Origin of the sequence: Vibrio nigripulchritudo, assembly GCF_027924785.1 — a bacterium.
Taxonomy (GTDB): domain Bacteria; phylum Pseudomonadota; class Gammaproteobacteria; order Enterobacterales; family Vibrionaceae; genus Vibrio; species Vibrio nigripulchritudo.
This window is the reverse complement of record NZ_AP027050.1, coordinates 365763-386219: the sequence shown is the minus strand read 5'-3', so window position 1 is coordinate 386219 and position 20457 is coordinate 365763. Positions and strand designations below refer to the sequence as shown.

14 protein-coding genes are annotated in these 20457 nt (G+C 47.5%); 7 read left to right on the top strand and 7 right to left on the bottom strand.

Translation table 11 applies throughout. From position 1 onward, the window contains the following. Positions 1-2: 2 nt before the first annotated feature. The 7 genes from tssJ to tssB are packed head-to-tail and all read right to left on the bottom strand — an operon-like array spanning position 3 to position 7248. Positions 3-473, bottom strand: coding sequence for a type VI secretion system lipoprotein TssJ (gene tssJ / locus QMG91_RS20005; RefSeq protein ID WP_038123881.1), 471 nt, complete (start codon positions 471-473; stop codon positions 3-5). A gap of 2 nt (positions 474-475) precedes the next feature. Beyond that, on the bottom strand, positions 476-2020 hold the full coding sequence (tagH, locus tag QMG91_RS20000; RefSeq protein WP_281831676.1) for a type VI secretion system-associated FHA domain protein TagH: 1545 nt from the start codon (positions 2018-2020) through the stop codon (positions 476-478). A 6-nt stretch (positions 2021-2026) separates the two neighbouring features. Next, entirely contained in the window at positions 2027-3013 is a 987-nt protein-coding gene (tssG, locus tag QMG91_RS19995; protein WP_004404978.1) for a type VI secretion system baseplate subunit TssG, read from the bottom strand. Then, the gene (tssF, locus tag QMG91_RS19990) at positions 3010-4773 is read right to left on the bottom strand and encodes a type VI secretion system baseplate subunit TssF (RefSeq protein ID WP_281831673.1); all 1764 of its coding nucleotides are present in this window, start codon (positions 4771-4773) and stop codon (positions 3010-3012) included. The genes tssG and tssF overlap by 4 nt, the downstream gene beginning before the upstream one ends. Then, positions 4773-5213, bottom strand: a complete 441-nt coding sequence (tssE, locus tag QMG91_RS19985; RefSeq protein ID WP_004404983.1) for a type VI secretion system baseplate subunit TssE — start codon at positions 5211-5213, stop codon at positions 4773-4775. The genes tssF and tssE overlap by 1 nt, the downstream gene beginning before the upstream one ends. Next, positions 5213-6691: a type VI secretion system contractile sheath large subunit gene (tssC, locus tag QMG91_RS19980; RefSeq protein ID WP_004404985.1), complete on the bottom strand. Its 1479-nt coding sequence runs from the start codon at positions 6689-6691 to the stop codon at positions 5213-5215. The genes tssE and tssC overlap by 1 nt, the downstream gene beginning before the upstream one ends. A 35-nt stretch (positions 6692-6726) precedes the next feature. After that, positions 6727-7248, bottom strand: a complete 522-nt coding sequence (gene tssB, locus QMG91_RS19975; protein ID WP_004404986.1) for a type VI secretion system contractile sheath small subunit — start codon at positions 7246-7248, stop codon at positions 6727-6729. A gap of 1157 nt (positions 7249-8405) precedes the next feature. Between tssB and QMG91_RS19970 the strand changes: the two genes are divergently transcribed. The 7 genes from QMG91_RS19970 to QMG91_RS19940 all read left to right on the top strand — a co-directional run bounded on the left by QMG91_RS19970 (position 8406) and on the right by QMG91_RS19940 (position 20453). Beyond that, positions 8406-8924 carry an Hcp family type VI secretion system effector gene (locus QMG91_RS19970; RefSeq protein ID WP_004404988.1) on the top strand — a complete coding sequence of 173 codons (519 nt, stop codon included), beginning with the start codon at positions 8406-8408 and terminating at the stop codon, positions 8922-8924. A gap of 171 nt (positions 8925-9095) precedes the next feature. Next, complete coding sequence (locus QMG91_RS19965) at positions 9096-11144, top strand: type VI secretion system Vgr family protein (protein ID WP_281831669.1); 2049 nt, start codon at positions 9096-9098, stop codon at positions 11142-11144. Next, positions 11144-12685: a PAAR domain-containing protein gene (locus tag QMG91_RS19960; protein WP_281831668.1), complete on the top strand. Its 1542-nt coding sequence runs from the start codon at positions 11144-11146 to the stop codon at positions 12683-12685. Before QMG91_RS19965 ends, QMG91_RS19960 begins: the two co-directional genes overlap by 1 nt. Next, positions 12685-13599, top strand: coding sequence for an ankyrin repeat domain-containing protein (locus QMG91_RS19955; protein ID WP_281831666.1), 915 nt, complete (start codon positions 12685-12687; stop codon positions 13597-13599). Before QMG91_RS19960 ends, QMG91_RS19955 begins: the two co-directional genes overlap by 1 nt. A gap of 62 nt (positions 13600-13661) precedes the next feature. Beyond that, positions 13662-14648: a DUF4123 domain-containing protein gene (locus QMG91_RS19950; protein ID WP_281831664.1), complete on the top strand. Its 987-nt coding sequence runs from the start codon at positions 13662-13664 to the stop codon at positions 14646-14648. Then, a complete protein-coding gene (locus tag QMG91_RS19945) occupies positions 14641-15579 on the top strand; it encodes a DUF4123 domain-containing protein (RefSeq protein ID WP_281831662.1) in 939 nt (312 codons plus the stop codon). The genes QMG91_RS19950 and QMG91_RS19945 overlap by 8 nt, the downstream gene beginning before the upstream one ends. Continuing rightward, positions 15576-20453 carry an HNH/ENDO VII family nuclease gene (locus QMG91_RS19940; protein ID WP_281831661.1) on the top strand — a complete coding sequence of 1626 codons (4878 nt, stop codon included), beginning with the start codon at positions 15576-15578 and terminating at the stop codon, positions 20451-20453. The genes QMG91_RS19945 and QMG91_RS19940 overlap by 4 nt, the downstream gene beginning before the upstream one ends. The last annotated feature ends 4 nt before the right edge of the window (positions 20454-20457 follow it).

Below are 20457 nucleotides of genomic sequence, written 5' to 3'. Positions count from 1 at the left end.
CTCTATTCCACCTTCTCTAACTTGATGTCGTAATCTTTAAAAAGCATCAGCAAGTGGTACTTGCGACCCAAATTGATGATCTTCACTGCCTTTTTCCATTCACTCAGTTCTGGCTCGGCAAACTTCGCCAGCACCCCGATGTACCGGGTGTCTTCGTCCACTGAAATGTCGTCCACGTATTTGAACTGCCCGGGAGTTAACACGTAGTCGTACACCTGTATGTAATTGCTTTTCAGCACTTTTTTGTGATCTTCATTGATCTGGTCAAAATCAGCTGACATAAACATGGAATCGTCCACCAACTCGAAGACCTGAACCTCAACAGGGGAAGACTCGCCGAATACGTTCGGGTTTACGCCTTCATCTGCCACCATGCTGAATGACACTACGGTCGGCAGTTCTTTCACGTTTTCGCTGGAACTGCATCCCGCTAACAACACAACGCCCAACAATATGGACAGCACTTGTCTCACGATCACGACTCCATCTGCTTCTCACGTAGCAAGCGGTCGTACGCTTGGTCGAATACTTCCCAGAAGAGTTTTTCAAAGCCTTGCTGGCGATCCGACGTCAGCTCTTTGTAGTAGCTTTGGTACATTTCCCATGCCCACGCATCCGAATTTTGCTCTGGCGTCTGGTAAGAGCGGCGGTAGTTCTGGAAACGACGCATCAAGACTTCTGGAGAGAAGGCACGAACGATTTGTCCCAGAGCCAGAGTGGTCGCCATTTGCACCACGTCGTTGTGATCTTTGAGGTTTTTCAGGCTTTCAGAAATCGCTGATGGCGCGGAAAGGTGAACGGCACCCGGATTGGTGTTGAACAGGGTTTTTACCGTGTCTTCATAAGACATGCCCAAGCGAAGTGGGTTGTCTTCTATCGGCTGGAGATTCTTGTTGATCACGCCATAGCGGCTGTCATCCACATGCTGGTGCAGATCCAACAGACCTTTTACTGCTGCCTGAAGCGCAGCCCCGATTTCCTCTGAGGTCATTTGCACGTCACCAGACTGGTGAGACGGTGCAACGGACACACCCAAACCACGGAACAAAGGACCCGATAACAGGTGGTTGTTGTCATCGCCAAGCGGCATTTCTGCCTTAAACTGCTCGTTTTGGGCGATTTCTTCTTCTAATAAATCCAGGGTTTTATCGTCCATCATGTAGCCCTCTGTTCTGAACTCGTTTTGCGCACCTGCGTTTTCCGCAACGTACGATTCAATGGGTTGATTAGCCTGCTGACTGTTTTCAACTGGCTGTGAATGGGTTTGCGCTTCACTGATCTCGGTTGCCATTTCTGGCTCGGATACGGGAGCGTCAGGTTCTGACTTGGAAAAAAACGAAAATGGATTGAAGCGGCTTCGTTTTTTCAATTTGATGGCAGACGAAATTTCGTATTCGCTGTCTGCCTGTAAGGTTGGCTTTTCGCGACTTTCCAGTTCTTCATCCGCAAGAAGGTGATTGGCTTCGATCTGTTCTGGCGAAAGTTTTTCTTCCTCTTCCGCGTACAGTTGCTTGTGTTCCTGGGCGCTTTCTCCCCCTTCCAGAACATCAAGCGGATCGACGTATTCAACGTCGTCCCGCAACGCGACCAACCTTTCTGATTCCGGATCGCCTTTGACTAAAGCGGCGTCTTCGGTAAATAGCTGATCAAGTGATTGGTTGTGAGAGTTCATCGCAGCGCGACTGGTGCCGCTCACTACCATCAATTCGTACACACCGACTTTCAGGGTATCTTTGGTGGTGATTTGCGCCATCTTCCCTTTGCCGACAGGCATGGTTGCCCCGTTCACATAGGTGTGACCGGAAAGGTCGCGTACGCAGAAATGGTTGTCGTACACCAAAACTTCACAATGGCTGCCCTGCACTTCTCGGCGCTGATCCTGCAAAATCCAGTGCGAACTTGGGCTGGAACCAATCACACCGCCTTCCTCTGTGAACTCACAGGAAGGCGTTAAACCGGGTTCCAGCTCCTTGGTATTCGACACCATCAAGTTCAAACGTTTGTTCTGTTCCACTTCCATTCGCCTCTACTGCCTGACCTGAATGGTGACACTCTGTTTGGTGTCGCCTTCACCTAAAAAGGTGGACCAGCCAAGAGGCATATCAATGCGATGATCCAGTACCATGGCAGATACTGCGCCTTCCTCTAGCTGCAATTCCAGGTCGTACGCCATTTGCTCTCGCAGAACGAATTCCACAACTTTGCAAAGTGGCAGGTAATCTTTTCCTGTTGGTAGAAAGTCGCGAAACCTCTTCTGGCTCAGTCCTTTCAATACCAAAGTGAATTTGCCGTTACACTCGGTCACGCGTTCACCAACGACCGTGTTTTCACCCAAACTCATGTTTGCTAAACCCAGCTCCATCTGCTGGTTTTTGCGAATATCGACTTTTCTTTTCACCCACTGACGAATCTCAACATCTTCAATATCGAAACAGTGAGCAATGATCCCCGACACCACCTGCGGTGAGCGGCTTCGCCCTGCCAACATGCCGGCGTAAGAAAGCATCTTGCACCAGTTGATGGGCGTTTCGCCGCGAAGGTCAGGGTCGGCTAACCCCACCAATGCGAAAAGCTGAGCGGAAAAGTCATCGCTCGCGCCTTCCTGAAACCGAATGTAATAGCGGTACTTTCGCCAAATCCGATACACCAGAGTGATCATTCGGTTGTTGAAGAAATCGAGAAACGGCCCGCGTAAGCCGAACTCGCCTTCAGTTAACACCTGCTCCAGCAGATACCCGGGAAGCGGCGACTGCGATCCTGTTAGCCCAAGGAAGGTAGTTTCCAGCTCCATTCTGTCGTCGTGCTTGGTGTCGAGCGACGACACATCAGACGTTGAAAACCCTAAACTTGGGTTCGACTTAAACACGAACTGACACTGGCGCTCCCAATCTTCGTCCTCGGGATCCATGTCATTCAGTTGCAGCAGCAACTCCACCAACTGATAGAAGTTGAAGCTTTTGACATCCAGCTCTGCCAACTCGTCCTGAATCGGCTCAAGGTTGGTTGATCTCATATCAGTGGCTGCATTCCATGCTGGTTACCCCAGCTGTATTCTTCTCGACTCTCGGCGTTGACCACTACCAACTCGTGGAACGAGTTGATGCTGGCGTACAACGCAAAGAACTGGCTGAGTACGGTGCCAAACAGGTACAAATCCCCTTCCGAACCAAACGCATTCGGGTCCATGGTGATTCGCGATAACAACCCACGAACAGGCATGCCTTTGATGAGCTTGTCCAGGGGTTCAGATTCAATCGATACGATGCCATCCATACGCTGACGCGAGATGCGCGCCGCCTGCTGATCCACCAAAGAGCGGAAATCGTAAGCGCGAAGCACAGAGCAAAGCGCGTTCTTGTCCAGCAGCGACAAATAGTTCAGCGACAAATTGGAGATCAGCGTCCACAGCAAACTGCCATCCAGTACCGGGCGCAGGGTTTGCGTTGGGATGGTGATGTTTTCAAAATCGGCAAATGGGGGCGATGTGTCCGTGCTGACACAAATGTCTCCGACAGCCAGTTCTGCCGGCAGTTGTCGGTTGGTGCACGTCAGTTCAAGCGTGACGGCTTCGTCGAGCAGGTAACCTGTAGTTTCGTCACCGCGGACAAACGAAATATGATGATCAAAGCCGTCTTTGCGAATGCTGTCTTTCACACGAACACGGTAGTACAGCGCCAGCCTCTGGCGAGCCAGTTCTATCTCGTGCTGAAAGCTTTCAAAGGGAGTGTATACTCGGCGCTGACCACGGACTCTTCCGTCCGAGGTTTCCTGCCACCCTTCCACGTGATCGACACTGAATATTTCATAGTGCCTTGGGTAACGACTGGAGGGTGCAATTCGGTATTCTGTTCGTTTGCCTGTTAAATCAATCGGGTCCGCATCATGGCGAAACAGATTGACTATTGGTGTGGCATACAGAATGAAGCTCTCATCCGACACCAAAGTGCTGCCCGGCAAGGTCTGCGTAAAGTGGAAACGAAGGGTGAACTTGCCCGTTACATGATCGGGAATATAACGCCCAATGTGTTTCAAATCGAAGAAGTGGAACGATTCCGGAAACGCGAGATACTCCTGAAAAATCCGGTAACCCTGATACACATTCTTCGGATATGGCAGTAAACCGTCGTTATCAAACCCGACAACATCAAACACATCAGTCGGCACTTTTACGCTGCCGCCGTCGTATTCCACTTCAATCGAATCTAGATAGTGCCCCAGCCACAAGTAGAGGTTTTGTGCGCTGTAAGTATCGCCGCCCAGATAAAAGCGGAGCGAATCCAGTTCCACTGAGCCTATCGATTCGTCTTTGTTCAGCATCGACATTTCCAGAGATACTTTACTGGCGTCTTTGGTGTGAATCGCCGAGATTCGGTCGCAAACAATCGGGTAGATTTCTACATCACGACAAGTGCGAAACTGGCAAGGCGTATCGAAGACGGGCACCGAATCGACTTTGGTCTGCTTTTTGATGACCTGACGAGTACTGAAATTGCCTTTCGGGCTGAATTTAAGAATGCTCATGCTGGGAATAGGACGAAGGTAATTCGGCCACAGCATGTTGATGATCGAGTGGGTTAACTCGGGAAATTCATCTTCGACTTTCTCTCTCAGCTTACCGGTTAAAAAGGCAAAGCCTTCCAACAGGCGCTCGACGTCCGGATCGGTATTCCGACCATTCAAGAAGCGAGAAAGTTGAGGATGAATCTCGGTAAACTGTTTTCCTTGGTCTTTTAAAAACGCCAGCTCATCTCTGAAATATTTGTCTTGTGCCACTAGGTTACTACTCGGTATTTTCTATTGTTATCAAGGAGTAAATTGATCTTTACCCTTTCATGAATCGCTGATGTATCTATGGTCGCTGCCACACTGAATCGTAAGTTCAGGGGCTCTCTTTCATCCTGAATGACCATTACGTCGACTTCTTTTAGCCGAGGCTCAAACTCCTCCAGGCAGCGCTTTATCGACAGTTTCACGCGGATAGACAGATCCAGCATCGCCATCGTGGCATCGTTAAAATCCACCAGCCCAAGATTCGGAGAGCTCAGTGACTCTCCGATTCGGGTGTTCAGAATGTTGGACACATTCCGTTTGATGGATCGCAGTACCTCGGCAGAGTCCGGGCCTTTTGAAAGTGAAATGGGTTTAGCGTCAGCCTCTAAACGCTCGAAGAGGCTGACACCGTACACACTTTCTTCAGGTGCGATGTATCCCATTAGGCTTGATCCAGACGACCAACCAGAGACAGTTCAAAGTTCGCACCCATATACTTAAAGTGAGGACGAACCGATAGCGACACCTGGTACCAGCCTGGTTCGCCTTCCACGTCATGCACTTCGATAGCGGCTGCACGAAGTGGACGACGGCTGCGCACGTCTGCCGGTGGGTTTTCCTGATCCGCCACGTATTGCTTGATCCAACCGTTTAGCTCACGCTCCAGATCCTGACGCTCTTTCCAGGCACCAATCTGTTCGCGCTGCAGCACTTTGATGTAGTGCGCAAGACGGTTGATGATCATCATGTAAGGCAACTGAGTCCCCAACTTGTAGTTGGTTTCGGCTTCTTTGCCTTCTTTGGTGTTCGGGAAAATCTTTGGTTTCTGAATTGAGTTCGCAGAGAAGAACGCGGCGTTATCGCTGCCCTTACGCATGGTCAGAGCAATGAAGCCCTCTTCCGCCAGTTCGAACTCTTTGCGGTCTGTGACCAGTACTTCCGTTGGGATCTTGGATTGCAATGCGCCCATGGATTCGTAAACGTGAACTGGAAGATCTTCCACCGCACCACCGCTTTGCGGACCGATGATGTTCGGACACCAGCGGTATTTCGCGAAGCTGTCTGTCAGACGAGTGGCAAATGCAAACGCTGTGTTACCCCATAGGTAGCTTTCGTGAGAATCACTGACGTTCTCTTCATAAGAGAAGGATTTCACAGGGTTTTCTGTTGGATCGTATGGCACACGAAGTAAGAAGCGAGGCGCTGTCAGACCCAGGTAACGCGCATCTTCAGATTCGCGAAGTGAACGCCACTTGGTGTATTTAGGTCCTTCAAACGTAGACTTAACGTCTTTCAGATTCGGTAGCTCTTCAAACGAATCAATGCCAAAGAACTCGGGACCGACACTGGAGATAAATGGTGCGTGCGCCATTGCGCCAAGCGAGCCCATGTATTGCAGCAGTTTCATGTCTGGCGTAGATGGGGTGAACGCGTAGTTACCGATGATAACGCCGGTTGGCTCACCACCAAACTGGCCATAACCGGATGAGTAAACGTGTTTGTAAAGACCCGATTGAGTGGTCTCTGGTGCGAATTCAAAGTCGTCCAGAAGCTCTTCTTTGGTTACGTGTAACACGTCAACTTTGTTGTTTTCGTTGAAATCGGTGCGGTCGATCATCAACTTAAGACCGCGCCAAGATGACTCCAGATTCTGGAAACCGTCATCGTGAAGAATTTCATCAACCTGAGCACCGATTTTTTTGTCCAGTTCCACCAGCATTTGGTCAACCAAAGCCTTGTTAACGGGTTCTTCAGTGCGGTTTGAACCTACGAGATTCTCGATGAAAGCAGCAACACCTTTTTTGGCGATGTCGTAGGCTTCTTCGTTTGGTGCAATACGGGTTTGCGCCATGATTTCATCAAGTAAATTTGCTGGCTGCTGCTCTATTGTTCTTTCTACAGCGACTTCATTTGTTGTCATCGGAATTATCCTTTCGTTCCTGTTTTTCACGCTGGTTATTCATTTCCCTGATCAGAGGTTTCGCTCTCATCACTTGCCACAAGATCCAGTTCCGCTAGCAGCTTTTCACGTGATTCATCAGAAGACAGGAGCTCTTGAAGACGAGAACGGAATGCTGGCACGTTGCCTAATGGACCTTTCAGCGCCAGTAGTGCTTCGCGAAGTTCGATCAGTTTGCTTAGTTCAGGAACCTGTTTGACGATGGAGTCTGGAGTGAAGTCTGCAAGAGACTCAAATGACAATTCGACAGGTAAATCAGCGTCGTCTTCATCAACTAACTTGTTTGAAACTGAGGTAGACAGCGTCAGTTGGCTCTCTTTCATCACAGATTCAAAGTTATTCTTGTCGATGCTGACAGGTTTACGTTCCTCTAAAGGGGCTTCTTCTGGATGCCCTTTAAAGTCCCCAACCACTAAAGTTTTCAACGGCAATTCCACTTCTGCCTGAGCATCGCCCGTTGCAGGAATGTACTTGATATTGATTCTTTCTTTCGGGGCAACACTGCCTTCTTTGGACATATTACGGTCTCCTTCGTTTGTCCCAATTTTTCTAGGGTCTTAAACCCATACAATGTTGAATTTATTGCGAACAAACTTCCGCCTCGAAATTGGAATTCATCACTGCTTTCGCAATTCCAAAAACAAGTTGAATGGCAATAAACAAACACAGATTCGCCCTGCTAACCAGAGCAAAATTCTTTATATACTTTGTAATGAGCTTCTATTTAGGAGAGTCAAGAATGACAGGATGACGTATAAACAAGGTATGAGAAAGCGCGTACATCTGCTGTACGATAAATCCATATACACCATTAAAGCCTAATTAGAACCAATTTTTAAATATCAGTCTAGAAATTCACCAGCCAAAGCGAAAAATTATTTAATTCTCATTTTTAAGATTATTTTCATTATGATTTTGCGATCAGTTCTTTTATTTATCTTCCGATTCAGCTCAATCAATTTGTGTGTTTAACCTACTATATCAAGATAAAGTAAAACCGTTACAACCATCACAAAAACAAGATGATAAACATCTCAATTAAAAGACAGACACTACCGTAAGTGACTAAATTACAATCATTAATCATCAAACTTAAATGTATAGATCAAATGCAACAAACCACTATAAAAATTCTTGCTATTCAACAGTTAACCACATTTTTCAACGGTAAAAGTTTGATATGAAATTCCTGATGACATTTATCATTGTTACTTGATCTAATATATTTTGCCAACAGAAAGTTTTCTTTCATTTATCATTCATGCATTCATAACAGGCTGTATTAATCAAGGCATTTATAAAATCAAAACTGAGACAATCACGCAAACACAAGCAATTACTAAAATATTAATTATTGTATTAACCTCACAATTACTAATTAAATGGTAATTCGGTGAAATTTATTATCACGTGACTTTGATCCAGGCATTTATTCGCTGTTCGAGCAATAAATTGCCCAGGCAAAAGCAATTAATTGCTTGGTTATATATCGCAATAAACATAACCCTATGATTTTAGAGTTATTTATTATTTGGCACGGCAATTGCCTTATTAGACTCGTCGATTGACAACTGAAAAAAGCGAATAAACGCTTACATCTATTTGTTATTAATATGTTGCTTAAAACGGGGTTGTTGCCAAATTAGGAGCTGCCCAAGTCAAAAGAGGATTGAATATGCCAACTCCATGTTATATCTCCATCGAAGGTGAAACGCAGGGGCTAATTACTGCAGGTGCATTGTCTACAGATTCTATCGGTGATGCATTCGTTGAAGGTCACGAAGACCAAATGCTGGTTCAGCAGTTTGACCACAACGTGACAGTACCTACAGACCCTCAATCTGGGCAGCCTTCAGGTCAGCGTGTGCACAAACCGTTCAAATTTACGGTAGCACTGAACAAAGCTGTTCCGCTGTTGTACAACGCATTGGCGTCTGGCGAGAAAATGAAATCTGTTGAGTTGAAGTGGTACCGCACATCGATTGAAGGTAAACAAGAGAACTTCTTCACAACCTCTCTTGAGAGCGCTTCTATCGTTGATATCCACTGTGAGATGCCACACTGTCAGGATCCAACAAACGCCGACTTCACGCAAAACGTTACCGTTTCTCTGTCTTACCGCAAGATCAACTGGGATCACGTGAACGCTGGTACTTCAGGTTCAGACGACTGGCGTAAACCTGTCGAAGCATAATCAGGTATATGACCAGTATCACGCTTCGCCAGTGCTTGCTCCCCCTTGTACTGGCGTGCTCCCCAAGATACTGGTCATCTGCAATGACGCAAAGTCACGAATTGTGGCTTTGCGTTTTCACTACCAACTCAACGCTTTGGCGCGGATTAGATTGCAAAACGGAATGAATGCATGGGCACCTTAAATTTTACCCTAGATGTTGACGGGTTGGCTCCAGATACCCTTATCGTTCGAGAGTATGAGGGACAAGAGTCGCTATCTGATTACAATCATTGCCATGGATTCAAATACCAGATTGAGCTGGCTAGTCGCCTGACTGATATTTCTCCAGATCAAATCGTAGATAAAAGCGCCTGGCTAACCATCATTCAAAACGGGGAAGTGACGCAAGTTGTACACGGCATCGTCAGAGCCTTTTTTAAAGGAGATACGGGTCGACAGCACACGTTTTATTCTCTCACTTTAGTGCCAGCTATTGAACGATTATCGCTGCGCCAGAATAGCCGGATTTTTCAGAACCAGAATGTGCCCGATATTTTGTCGGTGTTGTTTCAGGAAATGGGCATTAACGACTATGCCTTTTCCCTAAAACGATCCTGCCAGCCAAGGGAGTTTTGTGTTCAGTATCGCGAGACTGACCTTGAATTTATGCACCGTTTGGCGGCTGAAGAAGGGTTGGTTTATCGAATTACTCATGAAGTAGGAAAGCACACCATCGTTTTCAGTGATGACAGCCAAACCTACGATGAGTTACCTCTGCCTGTTACTTACAATGCATTGGCAGGGGGGCAGATAGATACTCCTTATGTCTTTGGCTTAAATGAAAGAATTCGTTCAGACGTCACCAACGTTACCTTTCAAGAATACAGTTTTAAGAAGCCCACCTATTCCTTCAAACAAGAACAGCTTGGTAAGGACATGGCGTACCAGCGTGATGGATACGAACATTACGATGCGCCAACGCGCTACAAAGATGACGAAAGCGGTCAGGCGTTCAGTAAATATCGCCTGGAATACCTTCGCCGTGAATCTCATATTGCGCATGGACAAAGTAATCACGCTGGTTTGCAAGCCGGGGTTAAATTCACGCTTACCGATCACCTTGACCCGAAATGCAATCGCGCCTGGATCATAATAAATGCCGTTCACTCAGGTACTCAGCCTCAGGCGCTTGAAGAGGAAGGGGGAAGCGGAGCGACCACCTACAGTAACCAGTTTACTGTGATTCCGGCGCAAACTCAGTGGAGAGCCAAGCCCCTGCCTAAGCCACAGGTAGACGGTCCGATGATCGCTATGGTTGTGGGTCCTGCTGGCGAAGAGATTTTCTGCGACGAACACGGTCGCGTAAAAGTTCACTTCCCTTGGGATCGCGAATCCTCACAAGATGAACACAGCTCGTGTTGGGTACGTGTATCTCAGGGATGGGCAGGCGGACAATATGGCATGATCGCCATTCCACGCATTGGGCATGAAGTGATTGTTTCTTTCTTAAATGGTGACCCTGACCAGCCGATCATTACAGGCCGCACTTATCACGCCACCAACGTAACGCCTTATATTTTGCCGAGCCATAAGACTCGGACAGTATTGAAAACACAAACGCATCTGGGCGAAGGATTTAATGAGCTGAGATTTGAAGATGAAGCGTCTCGCGAACAGATCTATGTTCACGCTCAAAAAGACAAAGATGTCGTGATTAACAACATCAGTCGCGAATCGATTGGTCTCGACTTTCATCAAAAAATCGGTCAGCACTTCTTCCAGATGGTGACAGAAAATACGCATCGTTTGGTGGGTAAGAACGTCACCGAAGAGTTTGGTCAGGATCACCACTACAAAGTCGGTCGTAACTTAGTTCAGCGAGTCATTGGCGCAGTGAACCGTTTTATCTCTGGCGGTATGGTCACCAAAATTGAAGGGGGCAGCGTCACGTCGATGTCTGCGTCTGAAGAAAAAGAGATCGGCGCCAACCAACGTATCGCGGTGAACAATGAAAGTTATCTGAATGCCACTAACATCGTGCTGGAAGCCAAACAGGAACTGACCATCAAAGGTCCGGGAGGCTTCGTCAAAATCGATGGCGGTGGGATCACCATTTCAGGAAACGTGGTGAAGATTAACGAAGGTGGTTCGCCAGGAAGCGGCACCGCACCAAAAGCGGTTGAGCCACAGCCACCTGCGAAACCGCAAGAGCCGGACGATCCGGACAGGAGAACCTAATGCCAGCAGCAGCTCGACTTGGAGACAGCTGTGCCGGACACGGCTGTTTTCCCGCCACACCGATTGTTGCAGGCAGTGGCGATGTGTTCATCAACGGTAAACCTGCCGCCAGACAGGGCGATACTGTTTTGCTGCACGCCTGCCCTTGCCCCAAGATGCCTCATGGCATTCATGGTCGAAGCATTTCGGCAGGTTCTTCTACCGTTTCCATAAATGGAAAGCCGGCTTCTCGAGTAGGCGATGCGATTGGATGTGGTGGATCCGTTGCCGCAGGTTCTGGTGACGTATTCATTGGGGATACCCCCTACTCCTCACCCGCACACAAATGTGCGGAAGGCGCGGCTGCAAGCAAGTCGCCGTTTTTAAAGATAACGCCTTTGGCGGAGCCGCTGGGCAGTGGCTGGGCGAGCTCTATCTTTACACCAGAATTCTACAAATCTGCATTGCAGAAAATGGCAGTTCAAGCTGACATCGCACTATTGAACAAAGCCATGGAGCTGCAAGAAATGAGTTCTCTGGCACAGTCCATTATTACGGCAGTCGACAACGGTGCAGACAAACAAGAAATGCTAGACGTGCTAGAAACCAACACCACGAAAGCACAGCGAAGAAAAGCGCGAGAAGAAATTACAGAGCGGGCAAAATCGACTAAACCAGAGCCAGCAGACCGATTCGCTATGGATATGGATGCCGCTGAGAAGGCCATGTTAGCTGACCACGTATACACAGTTGGCAAACCCGATAACAAACTAGACGAGCGGCGCTTACAGCTAAGAAAGGACTTTGAAGGCGATTCTGGATGGTCTGAAGCATCACCTGCAGAACTCAAAAATTTAGGTCTACGGAAAAAAGATCTGACGATTAAAGACAGTAACTTTCAGGCACAAGTATATATGCCCGACAAAAACGTCTTTGGTCCTAGCGCCAAGCCCGTAGTGGTGTTCAGAGGAACAGAAATGCCCAAACTGGACGATTGGAAAAACAATTCTGCCCAGGGGAGAGACAAAGAGTCTGCATATTATCGCAGGGCAGTTGATATCGGCAAAGCGGTCAAGAAACAAGGCTTACCTGTTGAAATATCCGGACATTCACTTGGCGGTGGCATGGGCAGTGCCGCTTGTAAGGCAAGTGCAATGCCTTGTGTCACTTTCAACGCCGCTGGTTTGCATAGCAATACAGTAGAAAGATATGGCGTCCCCAAAGCCAAACAAGGTCCGGATACGTTGATTAAAGGGTATCGAACGGAAGGCGATATTTTGACATACGTTCAAGAAGAGAACTTTATATTAAAGCACATTATGCCCGATGCAGTTCGCGATAAATCGCTAGACACAACATTGCCAAAAACCAAGTCTCTGACCCCTCAAGCCATAGGAGCAGCAACGTTAGCGGGTGTTGCCTCCCCCATATACTCTCCCATGGCATATGGAGCGGTGAAAGCCAAAGAAAAGGTCGATATGCATGGAATGGATCAGGTGCGGCTTGCCCTAGAAGAGCGTAAAGTGAACGACTTACACACACTAACTAAGAGTGGAGCTTAATGAAAAAGTGGGGATGGCTTCTGATTGCAGGGCTGCTTGCTTTATCTATGGCAGCAAAAGGAGATTTGATGAATATTTTTGGCAGCAAACCTTATGCCGACGCCTTTTTTGAAGGGGATATGCTGAACATTGCAAAGGCGATAAAGAAAAAAGACGGTGAAGTTATCACCAAACTAGGGAAAGCGATTGAAGATATCGATGCCCCAGGAAAACACGGGATGACACTGCTTGGCTTTGCAGTGAATGATGAAAACCCCGTAGCCATTAAAGCATTGATGGCATTAGGTGCCGATCCGTCTATTGAGCTGCCGGAATTAGGCAGCGTCGCTTACCACGCCATGTGGCGAAAAAGTGACGAACCACTAAAAGCTCTTCTTGAAAGTGGTATGGACCCTAACCTGCGTGATGAAGAAGATACTTTGATTTTCAACACCCCCTTGCTCGAAGAAAGTGATGCCATGAAGCTTTTGGTTGAATACGGTGCTGATGTGAATGCTCGCGACTCGTTAGGAAATACGCCTGTATTGCATTTGGTTTCGACTGCCTTTGATGAGGTTCTGTATTTATTGGATCATGGCGCAAATGCCGACGTTATGACAGATAGCGGCGTTTCATTAGCCTACAGCGTACAACTTGATCTTGAAGATATGGATCAATCCACCGAAGCCTACCAAAAGATGCTCAAAATCCAGCAGAAACTTGTTGAAAAGGGTGTGAAATTTCCTGCTCTGACGCCTTTCGGTGAACGCTTTCGAAATAACATTGTATTTTGCCAAGAACCACACGGTTATATGCCTAAAGCCGAATGCAAAGTGGAAGGTGTGAATGAATACCTAAGGGAACAAACCGAGCAAGAAAAACGCCTGGATGAAAAGATCCTTAAAGAACGTTTTGGTATAGAGCACCGCTTCTAGCGCTGCAAAACCAAAGTTTCCGAAACATGAAGATCTGACGAATACAGATCGGGATAGTACTTATGATGCCAGAATCTTCCAACGACGAAATAGACACTGAAAGCGTATCGCTGTTCGATATTATGTCAAATACGACTGGCACTCTTTATTTACTTGTCGACAAACAGCTGTTTCCTAAATTGGATGAGTTCTGGAATGCTTTTTCTGGTCGTCACGATGCTCGATCTATCCCTCTTTACCGAGATACGGAATATCACCAGCTTCTTGAGTTCTCCCCATTACTCATTGAGATAGAAAACGGCAACCCCGGAGAAACGCTTTTCCATTGGTTGCTTGAACAAGGTGACGCGTTTCTTCGCTTTGGCTTGGTTGGCGTTTATCCGGGTTCACTGAATGACATCCAGGCACATTGGGCTAAGTGGCTAACCTGTATTTACCCTAATGGGGATCAGGCTATCTTGCGCTTCTATGACTTTTCAGTGCTCCAAAAATTGTGGCGAGTCTTTACGTCAAATCAGCAATCAGCTTTTAGCGGTCAGCACGATTCTTTATATGCCCCGCACTCTCCAGAGAAAACCCAGGCACTGGTTAAAATATCTGATCAAGCTTGGTTAAACGAAAAACAGATAGAATCGCAAAAAGCATTCACCCAACTAACACTGACACAAACTCAGTACGACGCTCTCTTTTACGAAAAACGTGTGAATGCTTTAGCTTGCAAACTTCACGAAGAACTCGCTCCTAGATACGGTTGGCTTTTGCCCTACGTCAATGTACGGGAAAGATTTTGGGAAGGTCTCTCTATCGCCATTGAGAAATTCCCCGACGAGTCTTCACTCGCCCACGAAACCTACGCTATGTACCGGTTTTATTTAAGTAGCCATTTTGATGATCACCCTGATTTTCAAAAACTTCTGCGTCAGTATCCTCTTCGCGAGTCAATCAAATACTTTCATGAACGATTGCGACGGGAACCTGATTTACTGAATGAATATAAACAAGAAGGCTGGTTAGGCATCGAAGGTCGTGCGGAGTTAAGCAATGACTGATTCCCACCTCCTTATCTTTGACAGAGTTCCGCTTGCCCAATGGCAGGAAAACGCTCAAGACAAACCAATATTTGTACTGGCTGAATCTGTCATCAACCCTCAGGTCAGAACATTGGCAGACAAAGCGCTTAATGAAAGTTCTTCTGAAAGCCAAGAAAACTGCCTGTATTGGGGGGAAATGGGTAGGGTTCATGCCTCCATTTCACCCTACTTATTGAAATTGGATAGCTGGGAAGATTTCGAAGAGACGATCGCCTTCCAGTCTAATTGGGGGATTATCCTCACCCTGAGTGAAGATAAAGCAAAATACGAAAACCCGTTATTTTATCTCTTAAATCATATTCGTGAGTGGACGTTTATTGAACCGCCAAAAGACAGCGGAGATCAGGGTCCAATGCTTCTGCGCCTTTCCGACTGGGATGTCTTACAAGTTTTGCTGAATGCCAGCAACGACGTAGAGCTCACCTCTCTGTTTGGTCCAATAGAAGCCTTCGCTTACTGGCACAAAGATCAAGTTGACGTTCAGCAAATTAAGTTGAAAGCCAAAGCGCAACAAACACTTGCACACCGCTCACCGCAGCTTATTAGTGAAACTCAAAACTCGGCTCTCAGAGCGTTTGCGCATCGCCACCAGCATAAGAAATACGCGGATCATTTAAAGAAACATCACGGCGAAGTAAAAAACTGGAGCGATGAAGACCTCTCCTCTTTTTTACTTCGCAACATCGATACCGCTAACCAACTCAAGTTCAACACAGAAAAAGATGTCGTTCGCTATTTGAGCTTAGCCACGGTATTTGGTGAGCAATTTGTTGAAACCCCATGGGCAAAACAACAACTTAAAAAACCTGCGGCGATTGGTACTCAGTCCCGCATGGATATGCTGTATCAACGAGCTTTAGAAGAACTGGATAAGGAGCCGAAAGGATGAGTCAGGACAGAAAAACACAGCTTATGAGCAGCGCAGAAGCTGCCGAGCAGAATTTCTCGACCGACAACGTGCTTTCTGGCGGCTGTGTCGAGTGCGGCTGCGAGGTGTTCATCCGCTATCACTACGATGACGAAAAGCCAGTGCCTAATGCGCCATTTATTCTGAAAGACAGCAATGGCACCGATATCGAGGGCACCACCGACGATAAAGGGCTTTGCAAAATCGAAAACATGGGCTGTGGTGGATTCGAGTTATTGCTTGATGAAGGCAGCGATGAATTCAGCCCCGAGGAAGCGATCGCGAACAACCCTTCTCTTCAACACAACCCAATTCATGCCGCGATTGCGGGAGAATACTTCTCGCTTTACAGCATTCTAAGCCGGGAAAAAATCCTAACTTATGACAAGGATGACAGCTCCGATGCCTTTATCGATATTGACGACGAGGGCTGGTTTGGTACATGGAGTGTGGAAGACAAATACGACCCGGCGTATCGGCGCTTTTGGGAGCTAAATGAAAAGATAAATGAAGGTCCCAGAGATCTTCGTGTTGCGGTCAAAAACATTCATACCAGCCTGGCTGCAGAAGTCGCGGGTCAGTCTCAGGACAATTCTGCCATCCTTCTTTTTTGCCAGATTGCCCTTGGCTTTGTGCCTGTGGTTGGGCAAGCCATGGACTTGTACGACCTGGGTGATTGGGGTTGGAAAACCTATGAGGGTAAAGATCTCGATACCTGGCACTGGGCTTCTGGCGCATTGATTGGTATCGGCTTTGTTCCTGGCTTAGGTGATGCAGTGAAAAAAACCGGTAATGCGGTCATTGATGCACTGCGTAAATCCGATTCAGCTGCCATCCAACTCGCCATCAAAACCATTCGAAGTTTGTCAAACGGAAACGTGGTCAGGTACTTGTCTGATTTTGGCTCGAAGCTGCAGGAGTACGGCAAAAAAGCGGTCGATTTGATCGACAAAATCATCGCAGGTCTTGTTCAGGCTCTCAAAGACGGCGCATCGTGGATCATCAGGCTAATGAAAGACGCCTTTCAAGGCATGATCAATGCCATGAAAAAGCTGTCTGAAAAGGTGGCTGACATGATTGCCTGGCTCACCAATAAAGTAAAAGAGTTTATTGGGAAAGTCGTGACGCGCGTGACTGGTACGGCGAAGAAGAAAGGGTCGGCTAAAAATCCTGAGAATACCAATGCGGGAACGAACCGAGACGGTAACAACGGACAAGGTAACAGTGATAAAAGCAGTGACGCCAATGGCAAACAGAGTTGTAACTCGGACGGCCCTTGTGTCGATGATCCGATCAGTACCGCTACAGGTAAGGTCATTGAACAAAGGGACGATTTTGCCCTACCCGGCTTTTTACCCATAACGCACAGCCGTTACTATCACTCGGTTGGACGTATGGAAGTCGGATTGCTCGGCTCTGCGTGGCGAAGCTCTTGGGACACGTCCCTCACCCTAGAAGAAGGGATTGTGACCTTTGTCGACCAAGACTACAGCGTGGGTATTTTCCCAACACCGACTGACGAGAAGCCAACCCAGTCTGAACTCAAGCCAGAGTGGCGACTCTATCGCACCAATGAGGAATTCGTTCTTCAAAATAAAGACCGCCAACGCCTGCACTTTGCGCATGCTATCGGTAACCAAATACGTTTGACCAAAATGTCGGACAGCTACGGCAATCAAACTCACTTCTTGTATGAAATGGGTACGTTGAAGTGGGTAGTACTGTCGGATCAAAAGTTGATACAGGTACACACTCGAAACCGCCGTATCCAGAAACTCGACTTATTGGAAGAAGACAAACAACTCATCCAAACCTTGGCGACTTACCAATATGACAAGCGTGGTCGATTGCTTTCAGTCAGAGCAAGCGAAGGTCGGAACTTCGACTATCAATACTCTGATGAAGGTTGGCTGACCCGTTGGGATGATCTTTCCAATACTTGGGTAGAACACGACTACGACGAAAAAGGACGCGCCACGAAAACTCGCTGTTCAGGTGGTTATTGGGCAGGGCAACTCCACTACGATGACGACAATAACATCACATCGCACAAAAGTGCGTTTGGTGGGATCTCTCAGTACTTCAAAGACGATAAAAACCGCATCATTGCGATTGTCGATCCTGAAGGCAACCGAACCGAGCAAGAGTGGAATTTTGATAACCTGACAGCAGTTACAGACCCTCTAGGTCAGCGCACCGAATACGAATACGACGACTGGGGTAACGTCACTCAGGTCACCGAGCCTAATGGGCAGATTCATACCTATTCCTACGATGAAAACGGACAACTGCTGAGCTACTCAGACCCACTGGCGAGTACGTGGCATTACGCTTATAACTCGACAGGCTCACTGGTGTCGGTACAAGATCCCGATTCCCGTGAGTGGCGACATGAATACAACGCGCTAGGTCAGCGGACACTGACAGCTTTGCCCGATGGTTCAGAAACACGCTATGGCTATAACCCGCAGGGGATGCTGGAACGGGTTTCCCCCGACAACAGCGTTGGATTTACCTTTTACTACGACAAACAATGTCGATTGGTGAAACGTACCAGTGATGAGCAACTGACCCGGCGCTGGTACTACAAAGGCAACAGCCTATCTCCTTACCAAGTAGAGTATGAAGACGGTTCGAAAACCCAATTCGAGTACGATATTGAAGGCAACATCACCGCCATTACTGATGCCCTTGGCAATGTCTCTCGCTATGAATATGGCGCATTCGATAAATTGGCGTCTGCCACTGACCCACTGGGCGCTACTACCCACTACCATTACAACGTGGAAACCGAATTCGCGGGTGTGACCAACAGTAAGGGCCACCAATGGCGATACGAGTTTGATGCCCTAGGGCGAGTGAAAACCGAGCGTCATTACGACGGGCGCAAACACCATTTCGGCTACGATGCCGCCGGTCGAATTGTTTCTCAAACCAAACCCAATGACCATGTGCTGCAATACGACTACAACGAAGGCGGTCAGCTTGCCGAGATACAAACGCTCGACCACGAAGGCAATGCCACGAGTAAAACATGGTTTGAGTACGATGAGGCATCTCGCCTTCTTAGCGCAGAGAATGGCGACGCTTGGGTGGGGTTTGAATACAACGCTTCCGGACAGGTCATTAAAGAAACGTTGAATGGGCAAACCCTTACACACCGCTACGACAGTGCGGGCATTCGAGAATCGTTAGAAGGGGCAAACACACCGTTACAGTTGCTATGGCAGAAAGGGCAACTCCAACAATTAGGGATTGGCAGCCATCAACCTCTGAATTTCAGCCACAACAATGCGGGCTTTGAAACCTTAAGGGACAACCAGAACGGATTCAGGCTACACCATCAGTGGGGCAAAACGGGCTTACTGGAACATCAGCAGCTAGGCTTTTTGAACGAGCAAACCGCCGACCTTACCGCGCAGCCCAGAGACCGATATTTACTGCGTAAGTATCAATACGACGCCCTCGACCGCCTGGTCGGCATCAATGAATCTTACTTCGGTAAAACCGACCTTCGCTTGAATCCGAATGGACAAATCAGCGAAGTGCGGCAAACCAAATCCTGGAAAGATAAGGCGACTCAGGTTCAGCTTTTCGGCTACGACAGCGAGCTCAACCTCAACCAGCAAAGCACTCTACCGTTAGCTGACAACGTGATTGACTTCGCCCAAAAGCGCGAAGAGAAGAACACACATCAATACGACCGTGCGGGCAGGATTGAGAAAAAAGGTCCCTATACCTATCGCTACGATGAATGTGGTCGGGTTATAGAGAAAATCGAGCAGCAGAATGGTTACAGAGCGAAAAGCACCAAGTTCATCTGGAACGCCTTTGATCAGTTAATTAGAGTCGAGCTGCCCAACCAAGAGCGTTGGCGTTACCGTTATGATCCTTTTGGAAGGCGAATCGCAAAAGAGTGTGAGCAAAGCCAAACCGAACACGCTAACCTGCATTACCTGTGGGATGGCGACAACCTGATTCAGCAGCAGAAAGTGTGTGCGGATGGCACAGCACTCAGCACCATAGAATGGGTGTATGAACCCGACAGTTTCCGACCACTGGCCCAAATCAATACCGATAACGTGCTTGGCTCCTCGGCGCTCAGCTATGTGGTGACCGATCACGGAGGTACTCCGCGTGAGCTGTGCAGCGAACAAGGCGACATCATCTGGCGAGGACAGCATGAAATTTGGGGCGGCTATAAGCAGCAACATCAACAAGGCCTGCTAAAGAAATACGCCAGTGATGCGGCTAACGACCCGATTGAATGTGACTTGCGTTACCAAGGGCAGATTTACGACCGGGAAACAGGGCTTTACTACAACCGGCACCGCTACTACGATACAGACAGCGGGCAGTATTTAAGCTCTGACCCTATCGGTTTTGCTGGTGGTTTAAGACCACAAGCGTACGTACACAATCCGATGGACTGGGTGGATCCGTTTGGGTTGGCAGGATGTAGTTCAAAAAGTAAATATCAGCCTGAAGAGGTGCTTGGTAGAAAAGTCTATAAAAATACAGAGGATGTTTTACCGGGAAAACCTGAGTTTGTCGATTCATCGGTTCATCCGTCTATTAAAAGTAAAGTTGCAGATGGTTGGACTAACGCAGATCTAATGAAAAAAGGCTATGCACCGATTGGTCCGGACGGAAAACAAATAAACTTGCATCATGTAATTGGTAAAGAGCCAGGACCGATGGTTGAAATAGTTTCATCAACGCATAAAAAACATCATAAAGCTTTACACGGACTAATAGAGGATGGAAATAGTTTCAGAAACAATGCTAAATTAGAACGTCAATATAATAGATTTAGAAAGAATTACTGGAAAACGAGAAGTTTAGATTTTTTGTGAGGTA